At 47.0% G+C, this 21,082-nt stretch carries 21 protein-coding genes and 1 pseudogene; 9 read left to right on the top strand and 13 right to left on the bottom strand.

What is annotated here, in order from left to right; translation table 11 throughout:
• Positions 1 to 42 precede the first annotated feature (42 nt).
• Both KI743_RS19565 and KI743_RS19560 read left to right on the top strand, forming a co-directional pair.
• The gene (locus tag KI743_RS19565; RefSeq protein ID WP_285467820.1) at positions 43 to 1,773 is read left to right on the top strand and encodes a solute:sodium symporter family transporter; all 1,731 of its coding nucleotides are present in this window, start codon (positions 43 to 45) and stop codon (positions 1,771 to 1,773) included.
• Positions 1,745 to 2,773 (top strand): LacI family DNA-binding transcriptional regulator, encoded by a 1,029-nt coding sequence (locus tag KI743_RS19560; RefSeq protein ID WP_285467819.1) that lies wholly within the window; start codon positions 1,745 to 1,747, stop codon positions 2,771 to 2,773. Before KI743_RS19565 ends, KI743_RS19560 begins: the two co-directional genes overlap by 29 nt.
• A gap of 61 nt (positions 2,774 to 2,834) precedes the next feature.
• On the opposite strand, the gene KI743_RS19555 is transcribed toward KI743_RS19560, so the two are convergent.
• From KI743_RS19555 to KI743_RS19535, 5 genes are read right to left on the bottom strand one after another with little or no spacing between them, the layout of a single operon-like run.
• Positions 2,835 to 3,674: a class III extradiol dioxygenase family protein gene (locus tag KI743_RS19555; protein ID WP_061034043.1), complete on the bottom strand. Its 840-nt coding sequence runs from the start codon at positions 3,672 to 3,674 to the stop codon at positions 2,835 to 2,837.
• 2 nt (positions 3,675 to 3,676) lie between these two features.
• Positions 3,677 to 4,027, bottom strand: coding sequence for a protocatechuate 4,5-dioxygenase subunit alpha (locus tag KI743_RS19550; RefSeq protein ID WP_105058664.1), 351 nt, complete (start codon positions 4,025 to 4,027; stop codon positions 3,677 to 3,679).
• A gap of 1 nt (position 4,028) precedes the next feature.
• Entirely contained in the window at positions 4,029 to 4,907 is an 879-nt protein-coding gene (locus KI743_RS19545; RefSeq protein ID WP_150868289.1) for an amidohydrolase family protein, read from the bottom strand.
• Between the two features lie 27 nt (positions 4,908 to 4,934).
• Positions 4,935 to 5,999 carry a 4-oxalomesaconate tautomerase gene (locus KI743_RS19540; protein ID WP_285467818.1) on the bottom strand — a complete coding sequence of 355 codons (1,065 nt, stop codon included), beginning with the start codon at positions 5,997 to 5,999 and terminating at the stop codon, positions 4,935 to 4,937.
• Entirely contained in the window at positions 5,992 to 6,669 is a 678-nt protein-coding gene (locus KI743_RS19535; protein ID WP_285467817.1) for a 4-carboxy-4-hydroxy-2-oxoadipate aldolase/oxaloacetate decarboxylase, read from the bottom strand. Before KI743_RS19535 ends, KI743_RS19540 begins: the two co-directional genes overlap by 8 nt.
• Before the next feature lie 283 nt (positions 6,670 to 6,952).
• Between KI743_RS19535 and KI743_RS19530 the strand changes: the two genes are divergently transcribed.
• From KI743_RS19530 to KI743_RS19505, 6 genes are all read left to right on the top strand, one after another.
• Positions 6,953 to 7,792 carry a shikimate dehydrogenase gene (locus tag KI743_RS19530; RefSeq protein WP_285467816.1) on the top strand — a complete coding sequence of 280 codons (840 nt, stop codon included), beginning with the start codon at positions 6,953 to 6,955 and terminating at the stop codon, positions 7,790 to 7,792.
• Positions 7,793 to 7,805: 13 nt separating this feature from the next.
• A complete protein-coding gene (gene aroQ / locus KI743_RS19525) occupies positions 7,806 to 8,249 on the top strand; it encodes a type II 3-dehydroquinate dehydratase (protein ID WP_285467815.1) in 444 nt (147 codons plus the stop codon).
• A gap of 282 nt (positions 8,250 to 8,531) precedes the next feature.
• On the top strand, positions 8,532 to 9,557 hold the full coding sequence (locus KI743_RS19520) for a DctP family TRAP transporter solute-binding subunit (protein ID WP_285467814.1): 1,026 nt from the start codon (positions 8,532 to 8,534) through the stop codon (positions 9,555 to 9,557).
• Between the two features lie 15 nt (positions 9,558 to 9,572).
• Positions 9,573 to 10,793 (top strand): Gfo/Idh/MocA family protein, encoded by a 1,221-nt coding sequence (locus KI743_RS19515; RefSeq protein ID WP_285467813.1) that lies wholly within the window; start codon positions 9,573 to 9,575, stop codon positions 10,791 to 10,793.
• 13 nt (positions 10,794 to 10,806) lie between these two features.
• On the top strand, positions 10,807 to 11,481 hold the full coding sequence (locus KI743_RS19510; protein ID WP_150896965.1) for a hypothetical protein: 675 nt from the start codon (positions 10,807 to 10,809) through the stop codon (positions 11,479 to 11,481).
• Between the two features lie 9 nt (positions 11,482 to 11,490).
• Positions 11,491 to 12,693 (top strand): Gfo/Idh/MocA family protein, encoded by a 1,203-nt coding sequence (locus KI743_RS19505; protein WP_285467812.1) that lies wholly within the window; start codon positions 11,491 to 11,493, stop codon positions 12,691 to 12,693.
• A 32-nt stretch (positions 12,694 to 12,725) separates the two neighbouring features.
• Here the strand turns inward: KI743_RS19505 and KI743_RS19500 are convergent, their stop codons facing one another.
• From KI743_RS19500 to KI743_RS19485, 4 genes are all read right to left on the bottom strand, one after another.
• Positions 12,726 to 13,070, bottom strand: a complete 345-nt coding sequence (locus KI743_RS19500) for a ribosome recycling factor family protein (protein ID WP_285467811.1) — start codon at positions 13,068 to 13,070, stop codon at positions 12,726 to 12,728.
• Between the two features lie 8 nt (positions 13,071 to 13,078).
• Positions 13,079 to 13,546, bottom strand: a complete 468-nt coding sequence (locus KI743_RS19495) for an OsmC family protein (RefSeq protein WP_285467810.1) — start codon at positions 13,544 to 13,546, stop codon at positions 13,079 to 13,081.
• 10 nt (positions 13,547 to 13,556) lie between these two features.
• Positions 13,557 to 13,949: a GFA family protein gene (locus KI743_RS19490; RefSeq protein ID WP_285408319.1), complete on the bottom strand. Its 393-nt coding sequence runs from the start codon at positions 13,947 to 13,949 to the stop codon at positions 13,557 to 13,559.
• A gap of 100 nt (positions 13,950 to 14,049) precedes the next feature.
• On the bottom strand, positions 14,050 to 14,982 hold the full coding sequence (locus KI743_RS19485; RefSeq protein WP_239916194.1) for a LysR family transcriptional regulator: 933 nt from the start codon (positions 14,980 to 14,982) through the stop codon (positions 14,050 to 14,052).
• Between the two features lie 122 nt (positions 14,983 to 15,104).
• Between KI743_RS19485 and KI743_RS19480 the strand changes: the two genes are divergently transcribed.
• A complete protein-coding gene (locus KI743_RS19480) occupies positions 15,105 to 16,211 on the top strand; it encodes an alkene reductase (RefSeq protein WP_285467809.1) in 1,107 nt (368 codons plus the stop codon).
• 268 nt (positions 16,212 to 16,479) lie between these two features.
• Here KI743_RS19480 and rlmJ read toward each other — a convergent pair whose 3' ends face one another.
• From rlmJ to KI743_RS24665, 4 genes and pseudogenes are all read right to left on the bottom strand, one after another.
• The gene (gene rlmJ, locus KI743_RS19475) at positions 16,480 to 17,349 is read right to left on the bottom strand and encodes a 23S rRNA (adenine(2030)-N(6))-methyltransferase RlmJ (RefSeq protein WP_150868265.1); all 870 of its coding nucleotides are present in this window, start codon (positions 17,347 to 17,349) and stop codon (positions 16,480 to 16,482) included.
• A gap of 200 nt (positions 17,350 to 17,549) precedes the next feature.
• Complete coding sequence (gene secF / locus KI743_RS19470; protein ID WP_285467808.1) at positions 17,550 to 18,488, bottom strand: protein translocase subunit SecF; 939 nt, start codon at positions 18,486 to 18,488, stop codon at positions 17,550 to 17,552.
• Positions 18,489 to 18,490: 2 nt separating this feature from the next.
• The gene (gene secD, locus KI743_RS19465; protein ID WP_285467807.1) at positions 18,491 to 20,290 is read right to left on the bottom strand and encodes a protein translocase subunit SecD; all 1,800 of its coding nucleotides are present in this window, start codon (positions 20,288 to 20,290) and stop codon (positions 18,491 to 18,493) included.
• Between the two features lie 161 nt (positions 20,291 to 20,451).
• Positions 20,452 to 20,739: pseudogene (locus KI743_RS24665) on the bottom strand (hypothetical protein); the annotation flags it as partial.
• Positions 20,740 to 21,082: the final 343 nt, after the last annotated feature.

Raw genomic sequence — 21,082 nt, 5'->3', positions numbered from 1 at the left:
GTAGGTATTTTCCACTTAAACGCTATCAAATTGGTACTTTTAATGAGTCAGTCACTTTTTATTACATTTAGCTTTTTGCTCTTTACATTGATTGTAGCGCTATATTCCTATAGAAAAACAAAGGGAATAAGTGAAGAGGGTGTGTCCGGTTTTTTCTTAGCTGGCAGGGGGTTATCCGCCTACTTCATTGTGGGTTCACTGTTGTTGTCTAATTTATCTGCCGAGCAACTGATTGGACTAAATGGCAACGCATATCGATTTGATATCAGTGGTATGGCTTGGGAGAGTACAGCCGCCATCGCGACTATCATCATGGCGCTGTTCTTTCTTCCTAGGTACTTGAAGCGAGGGCTAACCACCATTCCTGAATTTTTGGAAGAACGATTTGACGCCCACACCCGCCGTATGATCAGCATGATGTGTCTGATTGGCTACGTTATTATGGCCAATCCAGTGAGCCTCTATCTCGGCTCAATCACCATTGAGAAAATGTTTCACATACAAGAGATGGTTAATATCGATTACTTCTGGGTAATCGCTGGGTTGTCATTGGCTATGGGGGCTGTAGGCGGGCTATATGCCGCAATTGGCGGGCTAAAAGCAGTGGCAATTTCAGATACGATTAATGGCGTTCTGTTACTACTCGCCTCTCTGCTTATTCCTGTTCTGGGTTTAATGATGCTAGGGGATGGCAGTGCGTTAACTGGAATAGAAGAACTAATAAAGAGTAACCCAGAACAACTCAACGCCATTGGTGACGCAGATAGCAGCGTCCCATTCTCAACCATCTTTACTGGCATGATTGCGGCGAACTTATTCTACTGGTGTACCAACCAGATGATCATTCAGCGTACCCTTGGTGCTAAGTCTCTGTCTGAAGGTCAAAAAGGCGTGTTATTCGCAGGCTCTATCAAACTGATTGTGCCTATCGTTATGGTGCTGCCAGGGCTGATCGCTTTTAAGATTTACGGTGATACTCTAGAACTGCCTGACTTAGCATACCCAACGCTGGTGAAGTTGATTCTTCCTTGGTGGTTAACGGGTCTATTTGCTGCAGCATTGTTTGGTACGGTGATCAGCCACTTTAATAGTATTGTGAACGCAAGTGCGACCTTGTTTGCGCTCGATTTCTACAGCCCACTAATGAAGTGTAATGATGAGAAGAAACTGGTTAGAGTCGGTAAAATGACGTCACTCGGTTTTGCGCTAATCTCTATTATTATCTCTCCGTTACTATTGGAGTTCCCAAGCGGTATCTTTGATCTGCTGCGTCGATTCACTGGCTTCTATAATATTCCGGTTATCGCGATTGTGTTGGTTGGCTTTTTAACGACTAAGGTGCCAGCGAAAGCAGCGAAGTTTATCCTACCTTTCCATATCGTTGTTTACAGTGCTTACAACTTTATCTTCAAGGATGTTATTACCGTTCACTACATCCACCTTATGGGGATATTGTTCGTACTGGAAATCTCGATTATGTTGCTGATCGGCCATTTCTCACCAAGTCATGCTTATGTCGAGAAAATGAGCAAACCTCAGATTCCTATGGCGAAGTGGCGTTATGCCGAAGCTTATAGTGTATTTATGGTCGCGGCATTAGTTCTCATTTATGTTACGCTATCGCCACTTGGTATTGCTAACCCTAACGGGGTACCAGTAACCTACCCATATTTGGTTGCCGCTATCGTTTTTGGCGCGACTGTGATTATTGTTAAACTCGTTAAGTCTTCAGGTTTACGTCCTTATGCGAAAAAAAGCCACTCAAACTGTTAAGATCGATGACGTTGCGCTTCACGCGAGCGTCTCACCATCTACGGTTTCTCTCTATATCAGAAAGCCTGAAAAGGTCTCTAAGAAAACTGGCGATAAGATTCAAAAATCAATTGATGAGCTTGGCTATGTTTACAACAAGATCGCGAGTCAGTTTACTGGGAGCAAGAGCAAAAGCATTTCTGTCATTGTTCCATCCATTGCCAATGAAGTGATCAGTGACATTCTGCAGCAGTTAGAGGAATTAGTTAGCCCAAAAGGCTTCCAACTAAAAATAGCGTCCCATGATCACAACTTAGATAAAGAAGAAGAGCAGGTTCGCTCAATGCTTGAGTGGTCACCTTCGATTCTAATCATCACAGGTCAAGAGCATACTGATGCGACCAACAAGATGCTCAAAGGAAGCTCTGCGACTGTCATCCAACTACTCGATTTAGGTGGTGATACCGATATTCGAGTCGGGCTTGAACACGAAAAATCTGGCTTTGATACAACCCAATATCTTATGGATTCAGGCTGTAAAAAAATCGCTTATTTTTCAACACGCTATAAAGATGATATACGTGCTCAAAAGCGATACATCGGATACTGCGAAGCACTTCGTAATGCAGAGCAACAAGAACCTGTGCTTATTGATATACCTTACACGCGAAACTCTTACGAAGATACGCGACGCCATCTCTCGCAAGCCCTAGCAAACCATCGGGGCATTGATGGGATTGTTGCTACCAATGATGCGATCGGTATCGGCGTCATCTTAGAAGCAACACAAAGAGGTATCGCCATCCCAGAGCAACTCAGTGTGATTGGCTTTGGTGATTTCTCAATAAGTTCATGTTTGACTCCAATAAGCCTATCCAGTGTGAATCTTAATAGTCAAATCATCGCTGAAGAGCTTGCTAAGTTAGCTTTCGAAAGCTTCCACGATGAGAATTTTGTCCCAAGAGTGGTCGACACGGGCTATAGCATTGTCCCACGAGATTCAACAAAGCTGATCTGCTAATAATAAAAAGCCCCAGAGCACGACGCTCTAGGGCTTTAGAAAGCTTAAATCTGAAATTGATCTAACGGTTTTCTATCAACATGGTACCAGCGCCGGTATTCGACACGGGTGCGTGATAGCTGCTTTTCAGCACATTAAGCTCGCCAGTCAATGCACCACGCATACCAAGCCACATAATGAACTCCGCACCTTGCGCACCACCTTGCTCTACTAAGTCGTAGATCGAAAGCTTAGTCAGCTCTTCAGGGTTGTCGATCAGCTTCTTCATACAGTAAAGGTCGAACTCTTTATTGATAAAGCCAGCACGCTCACCGTCCAACTGGTGAGAAAGACCACCGGTGCCAAGCACAACAACCTTCAAGTCTTTATCGTAGCTTTCAACGGCCTTACCAATCGCTTTACCTAGGTCGTAACAACGTTTAGGTGATGGCATTGGGTGCTGTTCTACGTTGATACATACCGGAATCACCTTCATGTGACCGTAGCTGAAGTTTGGCCACATCAGCTGCATTGGTACAGTTAGACCGTGGTCAACTTTCATCTCTTGGCAGATGGTAATATCGAACTCGTTCTCAACCAGTTCGTTACAGATGTGCCATGACAGCTCTGGATCACCGTTGATCTCTGGAATAGTTGGAATACCCCAGCCTTCATCGGCATTCTTATAACTTTGTGCAGCACCAATCGCGAAGGTCGGTTTCTTATCTAAGAAGAACTCTAGCCCGTGATCGTTATAAAAAACGACCGCAACATCTGGTTGAACTTCATCTAGCCAGTGGTGAATCGGTGGATACGCATCAAACAGAGGCTTCCAGTATTCAGTTTGTTGTAGATTGTTCTCAATTGCTTTACCAATTGAAGGAATGTGGGAAGTGGTAATTCCGCCAACGATCTTTGCCATAACTATTTCCCTGCCTCTACTAACATCTGTTTAAATTCTTCAACTGTCATACCCGTTTGCATCGCACCAATGTCTTGCATGTTAAGTCCCAACATGCCGACGAATTTGGCAAGGTAATAGATACTGCCACCCTCTGCGATCAACCCTAGAACATCGCGCTCTTTGATTGCCGTCTTTTGAGCTTCCGTCAGGCCATACTTGTCACAGTAAGCCATTTCGTCAGCTGAAAACGCATCACGTCCCGCTTGCTCATTAAGTGAATGACACATCTTGTTCAAGCCATAGCCTTTACGCGCCATCGCGCCATCAAACATGGTTGTGCCGGGGATCGGCTTGTTATTTAGGTAAGTCATGTTACACGCTCTCCGGCCAGTAAAGTTTCATAGGGTTAGTAACGAGTAGTGCTTGCTGCTGCTCTACAGTAGTCGCAATTTGTGGAATCACATCCACTAGGTGGCCATCGTCTGGAGTGTGTGATTTCATATTTGGATGTGGCCAGTCGGTTCCCCAAAGTACGCGGTTTGGAAACAGATCAACCAAGGTTTTAGCAAACGGCACTACATCAGAGTAGTCAGGTGGCGTTTGAGTCAAACGCTCTGGGCAGCTCACTTTGCACCAGATATCTGGGTTACGCTCCATTAGCGAGATGAACTTACCAAACTCTTGGCTATCAACGCCTTTAGCCACATCTGGACGGCCCATATGATCAATCACGACCGTCATATTGAGTTCTTCGAGAAATGGCGTCACATCATCAATATCTTGCGCTTCGAAATAGACCACAACGTGCCAACCTAATGGGCGGATCTTCTCAGCGATCGCTTTGAGTTTTTCGGTTGGTACTGTATCAACCAAGCGCTTCACAAAGTTAAAGCGAACGCCACGAACGCCGGCTTTGTCCATCGCTTGTAGCTCTTCGTCTGTGACAGTTTCGTCAACGAATGCAATACCACGAGCTAACTCACCAGCCGTCTCTAGCGCATCAACAAGCGCGCGATTATCGGTACTGTGGCAAGAAGCCTGAACAATCACATTACGGCTAAAGCCTAAGTGATCACGCAGGGCAAAAAGCTGCTCTTTTGACGCATCGCACGGGGTGTACTTACGCGCCGGAGAGTAAGGGAATTTAGCCGCAGGACCAAAAACGTGACAGTGGCTATCCACTGCGCCTTCTGGCACCACAAACTTCGGCTTGCTTGGATTTGGGTGGAACGGTAGGTAATCAGCGTCCATGTTTCTTCCTTGTTATTTTCAGCAGGCTTACAGTCCAAATACGGTGCCATCGAACAGCTTTCTTGCTGTGCGAAGGATCGCGGCGGACTTCACTTGATTTTGTTCAACGTCTAGCACCACGCTCATCTTTCCGATTGGGTGTTCAACATCGATATGTATTTGTTTTTCTATTTCGACTTCAGCAAGTTGCTTTGCTGGCGCGTCATTCAAGATGCAGGCACTCGCGACACTCACTGCGCCCAACACACCGATCGACGCATGGCAGCGATGAGGGATAAAAGTACGCGTTGAAATACCACCACCATATTGAGGTGCGCTCACCAGTGTCATTTTCGGCACGCTTAGCTCACGAACATCGCCGAGATTCATCATTGGCCCAGCTTGCAAGCGTATCGACTCCAGACGTTGCTTAAGTTCTGCGTTGTCGTCCAATTGCTCACGAGACTCATCGCCTGTGAGGCCAAAATCTTGCGCTCGTAGCACCACGACAGGCATACCGTTATCAATCAGAGTTACACTCACGCCATCAATCACGTCGACTTCGTTCCCCGTTGGCAATAAAGCACCGCAAGTAGAGCCAGCTGTATCTTCAAAGCAGACAGCTAGCGGAGCCGCAGTATTAGGGACTCCATCAATATGGCAGTCACCAGCATAGGTCACTTGCTTGTTTGGGGTTTGCACGGTAACCGTTGCTACCTGCTGTGTGTTCTCCATGAAGATGCGAACCGAGGTTTGACCCTCTTGTGCTTCAACTAGTCCACGTTCAATCGCAAACGGTGCAACACCCGCTAAAATATTGCCACAGTTTTGCTTGCCACTAATAAGCTTTTGGTCAACAAATACCTGTTGAAATAGGTAGTCAACGTCGACGCCTTCACGTTTTGACGATTCCACTATCGCAACCTTGGAGGCGAGCGGGTCTGCGCCGCCAATTCCGTCGATCTGTCTTGGGTCGGGGGTGCCCATCATCGACAGTAAAAACTGCTCACATGCTTGCTCGCTCTCTGGTAAATCCTTGCGCAGGAAATAGGCTCCCTTTGATGTACCAGAGCGCATCCACATGCACGGTGCACTGAAGGGATGACTAGACATATTTCAGTCCTTTCTCTTCTAGACGGCCACGCATTTGATAGATGTCCAGACCCAACTCGCCATTCGCTAATCGAACACGCTTTGCTTCTTCACGTTCCATGCGCGCTAATGATTCATGCAGAACCTCTTCCGCTTCCTCGCGACGCACAACTACAACGCCGTCTTCATCCGCAACCATCACATCACCTGGGTAAACCAGAGCGCCGGCACAATTCATTGGCACGTTCACCGAACCCAGTGTCTCCTTGATGGTACCTTCACTGAAGATCGCCTTAGACCATACTGGGAAATTCATTTCACGCAGGTCACGAGTGTCACGTACGCCACCTTCGATGATAAGGCCGACCACACCGCGCGCTTGAGCGGATGTCGCTAGCAAGTCGCCAAAGAAGCCGTGATTAGAAGGGGAAGTCGGTGCGAATACTAAAAAGTCACCCGATTTTGCTTGCTCGATCGCTACGTGCATCATCCAGTTATCACCCGCTGCACCTGAGATGGTCAATGCAGAACCTGCAACCGCGTCGCCTTGGAAAATTGGGCGCATATAGTGAGCCAATAAGCCTTTACGGCCCTGAGCTTCATGAATGGTAGCCACACCACATTGACGCAGGCCTTCAATAAGCTCTTTGTCTGCGCGCTGAATATTTTGTACTACGACGTTGTTCTGCATTTGTGTTCCCTCTTAATACATTTCGGCAGGTGAATCCCTTCAAAGGTCGTTACTGCTCGCTGATGTATTCACTATAAAGAGGTGCTGACAAAGGCGATATTTCAATTATTTCGTAAGGTATAAGATTTTGAGATAGGGAGTGCAATTACACCCGTTACAGCTTAGGTGCTGCGCCCTGCTCTATCGGTAATCTTCAAAAATTGAATGGGTGTTAGGAAAAAACAATTATCGCGAGAAAGAGGGTTTTGCTAGCGTACTGACAAATAACGATAAGGAGTGAATCATGATTCAATGTCGACTCATAGGGCAGAACATCCAACGTTCTCAATCGCCAGATTTTCACAATGCCCTTGCTGAAAAGCTTAATATTGAACTGCACTATCAACTCGAAGAGCTGACCACCAACAGCGCAGAAGCACTCCACCAGCACACTACAGACTTGTTCGACAACGAGATTGATTCAGCCAACGTTACCTATCCCTACAAAGAACAAATACTGTCGGTCGCCGATCAGCTCGCGCCTTGTGCCAAGCGAGTCGGTGCAGCTAACACGCTGGTTAAACGAGACCAACAAGTCATCGCTTACAACACAGACTACAGTGGCTTTATCGCTGCATTTAACCAATTTGGTCAGCGCAAGCCGGGCAAAGTAGTAGTGCTTGGTTGTGGTGGTGTCGGCAAAGCAATCTGCTTTTCACTTGCCGATCTCGGTGCGACAGAGATCGCAATATATGACCGGGATCTAACAAAAATGAATAGCCTAGCGAAGCTGCTTGCGGCTGAGAATATAGATACCGTATGTTTGAATGAAACGACGCTAGAAACAGCGGTACAGAAAGTAGAAGGTGTCCTCAATTGCACGCCCATCGGTCACTATCAAACACCCGGTTGCCCAATTGAAGCCTCTTGGTTGCAGGATCAGGCTTGGTGTTTTGATGCCGTATACACACCGCGGGAGACAGAGTTTCTAAAAGCCGCACAGCAGAAATCGATCAATACGTTGAGTGGCTTTGAACTCTTTTTCCATCAAGCACATGACGCGTTCACCCTGTTCACTGGTGCCCAAGTTTCAACTCAACAACTCAATACTTTTAAGCAAACACAGCTTGCGAATTTACGTTAAGGACAATGACTCAATGAAAAAAATCTTAATACTCAACGGACCTAACCTGAACCTACTTGGCACACGTGAGCCTGCACAATACGGCTACGAAACACTGGCTGACGTAGAAGAAAACTGCCGTAAAGTCGCAGCGGAGTACGGTTATGACGCTGAGTGTTTTCAAAGCAATACCGAAGGCAGCCTAATTGATGCCATCCACAAAGCGGGCCGTGAGTTTACTCAAGGTGAATGCGTTGGCGTTGTGTTTAACCCGGGTGCTTACACGCATACATCGATTGCTCTTCACGATGCGATCAAAGGGGTTGAGGTACCAGTGGTTGAAGTACACATCTCTAACGTGCATGCACGCGAAGCTTTCCGTCATCACTCATACATCTCACCTGTTGCTGCAGGCACCATCATAGGTATGGGTACCAAAGGCTACAAATTAGCTTTGGATTTTTTGTTAGATAAGTAATACCAACTAGATTTCCAAGGGGCTCAAGAGCCCCTTTTTTAATACTTCAACAAAACTGAATACCCTACCTAAATTAGCCACTCCCAGTCCGGTTATCACACTTCTCCTCACCTTGTGGCCCGTTTTTTCTGGCCTCACGCAGTACGTCTAATCACAAACCGAATATCCGACTCTTTTTTTGAATTTCCGATTTTCAGCTTAATTACCCAACATTGATTTTGTTAACCAAACGTTAACAACCCTACAAATAGAAATGCTGTCAAAATAATAAGGAACTCAATAATGGAATTTCGCAAAACAGCACTAGCAACCGCAGCGTCTTTGCTTGCAACACTTAGCTTCTCTCATACTGCTCTAGCAGCAAAAACTGAAATCAGTATCGGCCACGTTGATTCGCAAAACTGGCAAGTCTCGAAAAAAGGGGCCGCAACGCAGGTCTTTAAAAATCTTGTCGAGGCAGAGTCTGGTGGTGACATTAGTGTGAAAATATTCCCAGCAGGACAACTGGGCGGTGAAACTGAACTACTGCAATCAGTCCAAGAGGGTATGCTAGGGATGACGATCGTTTCAGGGTCTTTTTCTAAAGTCTGTCCGGAAGCCGCTGTGCTTGAAGTTCCATACCTATTCCCATCTTCACCTGTCGCTTGGGAAGTGCTCGACGGTGAATTTGGCGCAAAACTAGCTGAACATTGTTTAAAACAGACAGGCCTGAGAACCCTAGCTTATGGCGAAACTGGCTTTCGTCACTTCACTAACTCAAAGAAAGTCATCAAGAAGCCGACTGACCTAGCTGGCATGAAAATTCGTGTAATGCCAAACCAGTCTTTCATTGAGTTCATGAAGATTCTGAACGCAAATGCGACGCCAATATCAGCTCCTGAGCTTCCAGCAGCCCTAACAACAGGCGTGATTGATGGTCAAGAAAATCCCGTCAGCGTCATTGTCGAAAAGAAACTCTACGAGCTACAAGATCACATCACACTTGATGGCCATGTTTACAGTGCTGACTTCCTCGTAATCAATGATGACCTATTCCAAGGGTTAAGTGACAGCGACAAAGCCATCATCACTCGAGCATCTAAAGTTGCAGGGACAGTGGGCCGCGCCATTCAACAGATTAATTCTGCGCAGGGTCTAGAAACCTTAACTAAGAACGGTATGCAAGTCACCACACTGACATCAGAAGAGCTAGACGCCTTCCGCCAAGCGTCTCAACCAAAAATGATCTCTTGGCTCTCGACCAAAATCGACAAGCAGTGGATGAACTCAGCGCAACAATCTGTTGAATCTGCGACAGCCAACCAATAACACGAGGCCAGAATCATGACGACAAATAAACAAGTTCGCCCACTGCGTATTGGCCTAATCGGCTGTGGTGTAATTAGTGATATCTACCTAAAAACCAGCAAACGTTTCGATATTATCGATATTGTTGCGTGTGCCAGCCTAAATATCGAAGAGTCACGAGCCAAAGCACAACAATACGATATCGCCAAAGTGTGCACCCCTGAGGAGATCATTCAAGACCCTAACATTGATGCTGTGCTCAACCTGACGATTCCCGCTGTGCACGGCGAGATTTCACTAGCAGCGGTTCGTGCCGGAAAACACGTCTACTCTGAAAAACCATTCGTTACCGATTTAGCTGAAGGGCAACTCATTCTTGAGGAAGCAAAGCGCAATAACGTATTGGTCGGCAATGCACCTGATACCTTCCTTGGCAGCCGAGTACAGACTTGTAAGCGTTTGCTTGACGAGGGGCTGATTGGCCGACCAATTGGGGTAAACGCATTTGTAGGCACTCACGGCGTAGAGCGCCACCACCCTAACCCTGATTTTTACTACAAGCCGGGCGGCGGCCCGCTTTTTGACCTTGGCCCTTACTATCTAACCGCAATGATAGCGTTACTTGGTCCAATCAAACAGGTGGCAGGGCTCGCTCAACGCTCTTTCCAACAGCGTGAGATTGAGTCACAGCCTAGAGCTGGAGAGTTTATTGATGTTGAAGTTGATACTCACATCACCAGTTTGCTCGATTTCGAGAGTGGTTTATCTGGCGCCATGATGACCAGCTTTGATATTTGGGATTCACGGCTGCCTCGCTTAGAAATTTATGGCACTGAAGGTACTCTCTGCATTGCTGACCCAGATCCGACAGATGGGACCAATATTTTTGGCGGACAAGTGCTTTACAAAACACGTCAAGATGCTCGCTGGAGCTATCGACCACGAGTGCAAGGGCTTGAAAACTGGCGAGTTGCAGAAAACCTCCATAACCACGATCAAGATTCTCGAGGACTCGGCTTGGTCGACCTAGCTTATGCAGCTATCAACCAACGAGCACCTCGCGCAAGTGGTGAGCTGGCCCTTCATGTCTGTGAAGTGATGGAGAGCATCATTCAATCAAGTGACAGCCGTGCCTTCAAGAATATCGAGACTCGTTGTGATGTGCCTGCTGCGCTACCGACCGACTTTCCATACTCAGAAAGTGTTGACGTAACCTCCAGCGTTCAAAACAAACAGCAACCCGCCACGACAGAATAAAAGGATCTTAATCATGCCAATAAGAGAAATGAGTTTTGCTAAACCCTTCTTTAAAGCAACACTGGTCGAGAATGAGGCCACCCTTGCTATTGATAACGCAGCAATTTTGCTCAACCTTGCCGACTCACCGTTTACAGTGAACACCCAAGCACTGGACTTTTATGAGTCAAAAATTGTACAGAACATTACATTAACCAATATCGAACGTGTCATTTTGATTGAAGGATTTGACGCCTACGCGGATGAACAAGCTCTGCTTTCAGACATCCAGCAAACTTGGCCTCTTGCCTACGATGTGCGCAAAGAAGAACGTTTGAAGGGCATTCAGTTTTGGATGTCGCCTAAAGAGAAAGTTGGCGACTTCGCTTTCTCGATGTATCACGCAGGCAGTGTTCCATTGACAGTAGGCTTGCATCAGACGCACGTCGGCTTCAATCACCTACGCGAGATTCATACTCAAATCGTTGGCTTCGGCAAGATGCAACAATGCTTTGAGAAAGATATCTCTACCCTCTATTTAGAAGATACTCTCGCACCGGGAGCCAGCCACAAGCCGATGTACAACCAAGAAGGTCAATATCCTTGGCATCAGTACGAAACCATCACTCCTGGCGTATTCATGGCAATAGAGATGGAACTTGAACCGACGAAAGAACAGCAATCACAACAAGACGCGATCAGCGCATAGGAGAACACCATGACGTCTAAGTTGCTACCGAGCGATTTAACTTTTTCAGGCCCATTTCCAAAACTATCTCGACGACTTCGCCTCGGTATCGTGGGTGGCGGTCGAATATCGGTAACTCAATCGTCGGCTGCTCGTTTGAGCGATTACTGGGAGATTTGTGCAGGAGCACTCTCATCCGACCCAGTTAAAGCCAAACAGAAAGGGCAACAGTGGTACCTCGATGAAGATCGTTGTTACAGCTCTTTTTCTGAGATGGCCGAGAAAGAGTCTCAACGTGAAGATGGTGTCGATGCTGTAATGATAACCACCCCAAACCACCTGCACTACGATGCTGCCAAGGCATTCTTAGAGGTTGGGATCCACGTATTGTGCGATAAACCACTGACCAACGAGATTGATCAGGCAATGGATCTTATGCGTTTAACACAACAAACAGGCTTGGTGTTTGGCGTATCCTTTGTCAACACGGCATTCCCGATGATTCGTCAAGCAAAAGCCATGGTCGAAAAGGGTTACATAGGCAACATCAATCAAGTACATGTTGAGTTCATGCAAGACTGGATGATGAACGAAGATATCTCTCAGGCAGAGCATGTTAAGTGGCGCCTAGACCCTAAAAAGAGTGGTTCAACAAGCTGTACTGGTGACATCGGCACTCATGCCCAAAACCTCGCTAACTTCGTAACAGGACTCGAAATGACCGATATTTTGGCGCAAATGCACGTCTGTGGTGCTCCAAAACAGCTCGAAGATACCGTCATTATGATGACCAAATACGATGGTGCAATTCCGGGTACCTTAATGGCAACACGCCTTGCTTCAGGTAATCGCGGTGGCCTGAGGCTACGTGTGTTTGGTGATCAAGGTGGGCTAGAGTGGGATATGGAATACCCAGAACGCCTCAAATACAGTAAGTTTGGCGATGCAGACAAAGTATTAACACGTGGTCAAGGCGGCGAACTTTTCCCAGAAGTTGAACGCTTAACCCGTTTAGCTCGCGGTTTCTCTGAAGGTGCATTAGAAGCTTGGGCAAACCTTTACACTGAATTTGCGCTTGCTGTCGCTGCACATAAAGATGGATTAGATACGCCCGCAGATTGGCTTCAGTTTCCGCGCGTTGAAGCCGGAGCCAAAGGCGTTCGCTTCTCTGACGCAACGGTAGAATCGCACAATCAAGATGGGGCTTGGGTTAACTGTACACTCAATCAGTGACAAAAAGACAGTATGGGCTGGAAATCGAGAACTTACAGCCCTTCAAAATCATCAATAGCGATGCGCGCTTCTGCGAGTGAACAGCCAGATTCACTGACTAGTTGAGCGACGGTCATCGAAGGCGAGTTTTGAAGCAGTTGTTGCAAACAAACCGTTGGCTTGGGTAATACTTTGTCAATCGCAGTCACCACCCAAAGTAAGGGAGCATCGCTAAGTTGCTCCCTTAATTTATGTAGCTGCGCTTCTTCCCCCGTTAACATCCAATTCCGAGAGCGTCTAATGCGTTTTAACTGACAGCCACTCTCGGCTGCTAGGGCGATCACCTGCGCTTTATCTGGCACGCGGTGGACAAAGCTATTTAGTACAACTGAAAACATAGTGTGGGTTACGAGTCTATCTCTACCGTGATCTCGGTTTTTACAGAATTGGCAATGAAGCAGTTACTGTGCGCCAGATGGTGCAGCTTTTCGAGCTGTTTATCCGTAGGGCGCTTATCACCAATAAATTGGATTTGGGGTCTAAGCGTAACATGACTCACCCAAGCACGCCCTGCTTTATCCTCTTCAAGAACACCTATCGCATCGTCAACGTAAGACTCGATCACGTACTTACGTTTAGCTGCAATGCCCAAAAAGGTCAGCATATGACAACTGGCAATCGCCGCAATAAAGGCTTCTTCAGGATCAACATTTTCTTCAACAGAGAGTGGCAGTGGCACCACATGAGGCGATGACGACGCAGGTACAATAACGCCACCATCAAACTCCCACGTATGCCCGCGACTGTATTGGTTATCGCTAAATACCTCATCGTCGCCTTTCTGCCAGCGAATCAGGGCACCATAATCAGACATACTTTTCTCCTTAGCGATCCGCAGGATGGTTCACACCGTCGTTGGTCACGACATCACCAATATCAAAAGGGTTCACCCCTTCTAAACAACCAATGTTGAATCCATACTCATTTGGGCTAGAGCGACGTTGATGGTGGGTATAGATACCGCAGTTCGAGCAGAAGTAGTGCTTCGCGGTGTTGGTATTGAATTGATATAACTTCAGATATTCTGCGCCCTTAATGATCTTGATGCCATCCAAGGCAACAGAGCCAACAATCGCCCCTTTGCGACGACAGATAGAGCAATCACAACGGCGTGGCTTTTCGATTCCGTTAGGCAGGCTGAGCTCTAACTCCACCGCACCGCAGTGACAGGTCGCTTTATGAAATGGTTTGATCACCGTATTGCCAACTATTTTCATTGTTCTCTCCAGTAACATCCATGTATTGCTCACATCATAACCAGTTCAGTCAGTTCTGTCCGCAGTCCCGTTTTCAGTTCGAGAGTTTTGTCATATCGAGTTAATTAATTGATTTATCGGTCAAACGACCAAAATTATCGATTAGGAAATCCAAAAACAGTCGAATTCGCTTAGGTTGATACTTCTTGCTGATGTACACCACATTCAAGTCGGCGCTCGATACAGAGGTCGAGGTGTTGAAGTTTTTCATATAGCCGTTGAGCAGCGTGACAAGGCGTTGGTTATTGATGTCATCTTGCACGTCCAACACAGATTTGAGCGCAATACCCTCGCCTTTTAGTGCCCAGTAACGAATCACTTCACCGTCGTCTGAGAATCGCTTTGGCACAACGGTAATCGACTTCTTCATATCGTGATCTTGGAAGTGCCATGTCTTGAGCTCTTCATTGCTGCGAAGCATTGCCAAGCAGTCATGGTCTGCTAAGTCTTGCGGCGTTAATGGTGTTCCATGCTTAGCAAGGTATTCAGGAGAAGCACACAGCACACGTCGGCTCGGGGATAAACGTCTTGATATCAAACTGCTGTCGACCAATTCTCCGTAACGAATCACCACATCCATACCCGACTCTGCAATATTCGACAGGTTATCGTTCAAATACAGGTAAGGGATCACGTCAGGATACTGCTGACAGAACTCAGAGAGAATCGGAAGAATGTACTGCTTACCGATGTCTTTCGGCGCGGCAATTTTTAAAGGGCCTTTAACCTCTTTGACGCCATTTTGAATCAGGTTTTCGGCTTCGCTAACGTTATCTAATATCTCCAAACACGCCTTGTGATACAGCTCGCCAGAATCGGTCAAAGACACATGTCGAGTACTTCGATTCAATAACTTCACGCCATATCGCTCTTCCAGTGCTTGTAGCCTTGCAGTCATGGTCGCAGGTGATAAACCTAGCTCCCGCCCTGCTGCAGCCAACCCTTGATGCTTAACGATACTGACGAACATCGCCATGTCTGAAAACTTATCCATGCTACTTCTTCCTCGCTGCACTGTTCATATCAACCGAATAATGAATTCATATTTTAGACAATTATCAAAATTAATCGAATAAATAAAATGATCCCTATCAGCAGAAAATAGGAATTCTCAACATGACTAAATTATTCAACAAGACGCAATTAAAAGAGTTAGCCCTACAAAATCGTGTGGTGATGGCACCCATGACCCGAGCTCGAAGCAGTCAACCGGGCAATGTACCAAACGACATGATGGCGACCTATTACCGACAACGTGCTAGCGCTGGGCTTATCATCACTGAAGCGACGCAGATCTCTGATGACTCTCAAGGTTATTCGTTCACTCCCGGCATTTATACCGATGCACAAATCGAAGGTTGGAAGTCAGTAACAACAGCTGCCAAAGCCCAAGGTGCAGCGATATTCTGCCAGCTATGGCATGTCGGCCGCGTATCTCACCCGACGTTTCAAAAGGGCGAACTGCCAATAGCACCGTCAGCTTTGGCTCCGATAGAAACTCAGGTGTGGATTTCTGATGAGAATGGCAACGGCAATATGGTCGATTGCATCCAACCAAGAGAGATGACCCAAGCAGACATCGATCGAGTGGTTCAAGATTTTGCGAACGCAGCAAAGAAAGCCATCGAAGCAGGCTTTAATGGTGTCGAGATCCACGGTGGTAATGGCTACCTGATTGACCAGTTCCTAAGAACCAACTCAAACAAGCGCAACGACAACTATGGTGGAAGCCGTGAGAACCGACTTCGCTTTTTAATAGAGGTGGTGGATGCCGTCATTGATGCAATTGGTGCAGACAAAGTGGGCGTGCGCTTGGCGCCATTCATCACCTTCAAAGACATGAACTGCCCAGACATAGTGCCAACAATTTTAGAGGCTTCGAAAGCGCTGCAAGCTCGTGATATCGCTTATCTGCACCTGTCAGAAGCCGACTGGGATGATGCACCGGTTATCCCTGAAAGCTTCCGAGTCGAGCTAAGAGAGTTATTCTCTAACACCATTATCGTCGCAGGCGGCTACACGCCACAACGCGCCGAAGAAGTATTAAGCAAAGGCTACGCGGATCTCGTCGCATTTGGTCGCCCATTTGTTGCCAACCCCGATCTGGTATCACGCCTGCAAAACGGCAGTGAGCTAGCACAACTCGATGGCGCCACTCTATTCGGCGGCAAAGAAAAAGGTTATATCGATTATCCAACGTTAGAAGAGCCTCAAACGGTGTAAAAGCTAAACGACAGGCAAAAGAAAGGCTCGCGTGACTAGTGCGAGCCTAATGCTGTTTAGGGGGTAAACTGCATAGATTAAATGGAGATTATTTGTTTAAGTGTGTCGCAATTCAAACCTGAATTTGGGCAACTCTCCGTTTGTAAGTCTCAGTTTTAAATGATTAACGAGAATTAATCAACTTTTGTAAGTTAGAGTCAGGTCAATTAAAACCTTATCTTTTACAATGACTTATTAGCACAGTGTTCGCTTAGCTATGTCAACTTAGTTATGCTAAGCCACGCATTTGCCAATACCCTTCGCCGTGGGTTGCCAGATCTCGATGCAAAAACTCCAGAATATCGGCGACCTTGCCTGCAAGTCCCTGCGGCGGATTAAACAGCAGCAATCCACTACCTATCAGGCGGTCATCCCCTTTCGGATCTCGCAATCTTAACTCAGCCTTAATTGGGTTCGGCAACTCTTCCGCTTGCATTGCATCAAAGCAGTGGCTGAGGATCAGCGAGCTCTTATCTTCGGTGTACAGCGGGTACCAAATTAACGCCGACACCTTATCTGACTTCTGATAGGCCTTGGCCAGCGCATCGATAACCGCAAGGTACTCATCGTCACTCTCGTAAGGCGGATCTATTACTACTAATTGATGTCTGTCACTCTTGGCAACGACTTCTGGAAGTGCTTTCAACCCATCTCCAGCACTGACATGCAACGCACTTGAGACACCACGCTGTTGCTGGATCTCTTCGATATTTGAACGCAACAAATCTGCTTCAGATTGCTGAATATCGGAGAAGTAGAAGTTGTCTTGGCTGCGCCCATGCTGATAAGCAATCGCTGCCGACCCAGGATAGTCAGTTATCAGTTGATTAGGATTGTAGTATTCCAAGATCGAGATAAATGATGAGAAAGCACTTGGTAAGTAGCCCTTGTTGCGCCACAAGTACCCGACGCCTTCGGCAAATTCGCCCGCATGATTGCTCGGCGCTGTGGTTAGGTCGTATCGCGCAGTCCCTGAGTGCGTATCAATCACAGTCAAACTTGAGTGCTGCTGCATGAGCATTTTAACGAACTCACTCAATACTGGATGTTTGAGTGCATCCCCGTGATCGCCTACATGACATTGATGTCGATATTCCATTGCTTTGCCTCATTTCCAACTAACATCTTATAAACATAAGTCATATTGGATAGAGGTGCTGCGCCAATGTGCAGATTTTTGAAATAGAGTCACTTTATCTAACCTATTGACCACACTAAAAATAAGGCCCCAAAACCGAATCCAGTCTTGGGGCCATTTGTTGTGTCGAACTCTAAATGCTCAATGAGAAGCGTATTGGATTAAGGACGGCTATCTTCCAACTCATCAACCGGCTTTACTTGGTAGTGACAAGGCTGTAAGCCAAGTAATTTCGGAAGCGTGATACCAACCGAAATTGAAGACCATGTACCACTCGCGATACCCACAACCAATGCAATCGCAAAACCTTGTAGCGCCGCGCCACCAAGCAACCAAAGCGCTGATACCGTCAACAACGTCGTACCTGAGGTCACCATAGTACGAGAGAACGTTGCTTTGACTGACTCGTTAAGCAGGTTGTCAGTATCGCCGTTAGGGTTGCCACGCAGCATCTCACGGACGCGGTCAGCAATGATGATCGAGTCATTGAGTGAGTAACCCAGAATCGCTAACACCGCCGCCAGTACTGTTAGGTTAAATTCAAATTGAGTCAAAGCGAACAAACCGAAGATGATGGTCACGTCGTAGATGATTGCAGCCAGAGCACCTAGAGCTAAACGCCACTCAAATCGGACACTTAGGTAGAGCATGATCATTAAGAAACACACCAATACCGCCAAGCCACCTTGGTCAACCATGTCTTGACCGACTTGAGGGCCTACCACACTGCTGTTAAGCACTTTCACTTGGTCACTCACCGATGCCAAGGCATCAACTAGGCTTGTTTGCGATGCTTCCGTCAATTGACTGTAACGAATGGTCCAGCGGTCTTGTTCTGCCATACCCACCACTTGCACGTCTTGTTGGAAAGCGGCATCAAGCTCGGTTTTAAGCGCATCTTTGGTCACTTGGTCAGAGAGCTGAACCTCAGCAACCACACCACCTGTAAAATCCAAGCCCCAGTTAAACCCTTTCACGGCCACCAGCATTACCGAGCTCATGAACAGCACGATAGAGATTACCGACATCACCTTGCGCAGAAGAGTCATATTACTGTCTAAAAAATAGCGGTCTGACATAGTCATTTTTGAAGTACTCATGCTTAAATCCTTACATCGTGGCGTTGGTCACGACCCCAAACCAAATTGATGATCGCTCGTGAAGCAAAAATGCCCGTAAACATACTGGTTAGAAGACCTAAGCCCAGTGTCAAAGCAAAGCCTTGAATCGGCCCATTACCAATGGTGTAAAGAGCGACAGCGACAATCATGGTGGTGAAGTTAGCATCGAAGATTGATGAGAACGCGCTATCAAAACCACGATCGATAGAGCTAGCGAAGCTGCGCCCTTCTTTCATTTTGTCTCGAATACGTTCGAAGATAAGTACGTTGGTATCCACCGCCATACCAACGGTTAATACCAAGCCCGCAATACCCGGCAGCGTTAATACCGCTCCCGGTAGCAATGCGATCAGACCAAATAGCGTCACCATGTTTAGGATAAGCGCACCATTCGCGACCCAACCAAGGCGGCGATACCATAGCGCCATAAACGTCAGAGTAAGACCAAGGCCAAGTGCTAGAGCTGCAAAACCGTTGGTCACGTTTTCTGCCCCCAAAGATGGGCCAATGGTACGCTCTTCAATGATGGTCACAGGCGCAGTCAATGAACCAGCACGAAGCAACAGAGCCAACTCTTGCGCTTCAGCCATAGTGCCTGCACCCGTGATCCTAAAGCGGCTACCTAATTGAGATTGGATATTCGCAACACTGATCACTTCACTGGTTTTCTCGCTGTTACCAGCTCTGTCTCGGCTGTACTCGCTGTACACGGTCGCCATTGGCTTACCGATGTTATGACGAGAGAACTCAGACATTTTCTTACCACCCGCTGAATCTAGGGTGATGTTAACTTCTGCACTGCCCATTTCACCAATGCCACTGCGAGCATCAATGATGTGCTCGCCGCTCAATACTGCTTTGCGAGCGATAACCACACGGTTACCGTCGGTATCTTTTAACGTTTGAGTGTTGCGCGTTGGGTTGTCGTAAACCGAGTAGAACGCCAATGAAGCCGTCGCGCCTATTACGTCTTTTGCAGCTGCAGGATCTTGTACACCCGGCAATTCGATACGAATGCGACTCTCACCTTGGCGTTGAATTGAGGCTTCGGTGATACCTAACTCTTCAATACGGCTGCGCATGATTTGGAGGTTTTGTTGAACCGTTAGGTTGCGAAGCGTGCGTTGTTCATCTTCAGATTGCGTCAGAGTCAGCTTTTTGTCCGAGCTGTCACGTAACCATTGTGGGAACTCTTCACGAATCAGCTTCTGCGCTTTTTCAAAGTCTGCATCGGTACGGAAGTTAAATTCCACTTGGTTGTTGACCACTTTGCCGCGGGCATAACGCACTTGGCTTGTGATCTCGTCAACCATAGCTTGAGCTTGCGCGTGGTAAACCGGCTCCATATCTACTTCTAGTAAGAACTGCACACCACCACGTAAATCAAGACCTAGCTGAATCGGTGCGAAGCCCATGTCAGTCAGCCATTTTGGTGCCGCTGGCTCCATTGCTAGCGCGACGGTTGCAGTATCAAGCAGACGCTCATTCAGCACTTCTTTGGCTTTTGCTTGCTGCTCGGCATCTTCTAAGATCACGACTAAACGCTTGTCTTTCTGATAAGCCGATTTAGCTTGGATGCCTTCGCTCGCCAGGTATTGAGTCACCTGCGTCGCGTCGATGGTCTGCTCAGATCGATTGTTGATTTGAACCGAGGCATCTTCGCCATACCAAGACGGTAAAGCGCTCAGAATCATGATGATAATGGTGGTGATAAGTACCACGTATTTCCACTTTGCGTAGTGGTTGATTTGTTTTCTTGGAATGCGTTTTTTCACAGTCAAGATCTCTTATTTTTAACTAAGTTTTGCGAACGCGAACGATGGCTAACCGCAACTAGGTCAAGCAGATTGAGTGGCAGCAGAGTACATTCGCGAATTGTTTTGGGGATTGGCTAGAACAACGGGAACAAGGGACCGTCGATACGACCAATCAGGACAAACGATTAGCTAAGAAATTCTCGGAAGTGTGAATATTGGATATTGCCCTCTTTCCACCCAGACAAGCGGGAAGGCGGAGAGCTGATAATACTGGTCCAATGCTGTTTGAGGTCCAACATCGGGGTTGTCGCTAACAGCGAAGCCAGTAAAGAAGGGGGAGAAAAGTCAATCAGCAGGTGATAGACGGGCTCGATATCACTTGAACCGTCTTGTTCATTGCTGAGTATTCGACGAAACGTGCTGGCTTGAAGGCTCGATTCAGAATCATGATAGTGCGAGCCATCCTCCACGGGAGGAGTTAACTTGGTCTGTTCACACGCGTGTCGTTTTTCAAAAGCGTCTTTTTGAGAAGCTTGCGCCAGTTGCTGACACAAGTGACTACTTGAAGTGGCAATTTGAAAAGGCTTCGCTGGAAACGAATAGCCATGACTGTTCACTAAGCCAAAACTCAGTACAAACAGCATCAACACTAAACGCGCGCCCAACTTCAACAATTCAAAACAGTCCTAAATGGTAGAAACGACGACAATATATAACAGCAATAAAAGATACAATTGATTTAAAAGCAGCGTTATTCATATTTGACACAACGCTGACAATCTTGAGCCAATAAAAAAGGTTCTTCGCAGGTTAGCG

The organism is Vibrio sp. D420a (assembly GCF_030248625.1).
In the GTDB taxonomy this organism is placed as follows: Bacteria; Pseudomonadota; Gammaproteobacteria; order Enterobacterales; family Vibrionaceae; genus Vibrio; species Vibrio fortis_A.
This window is presented reverse-complemented; position numbering and strand designations above follow the sequence as displayed.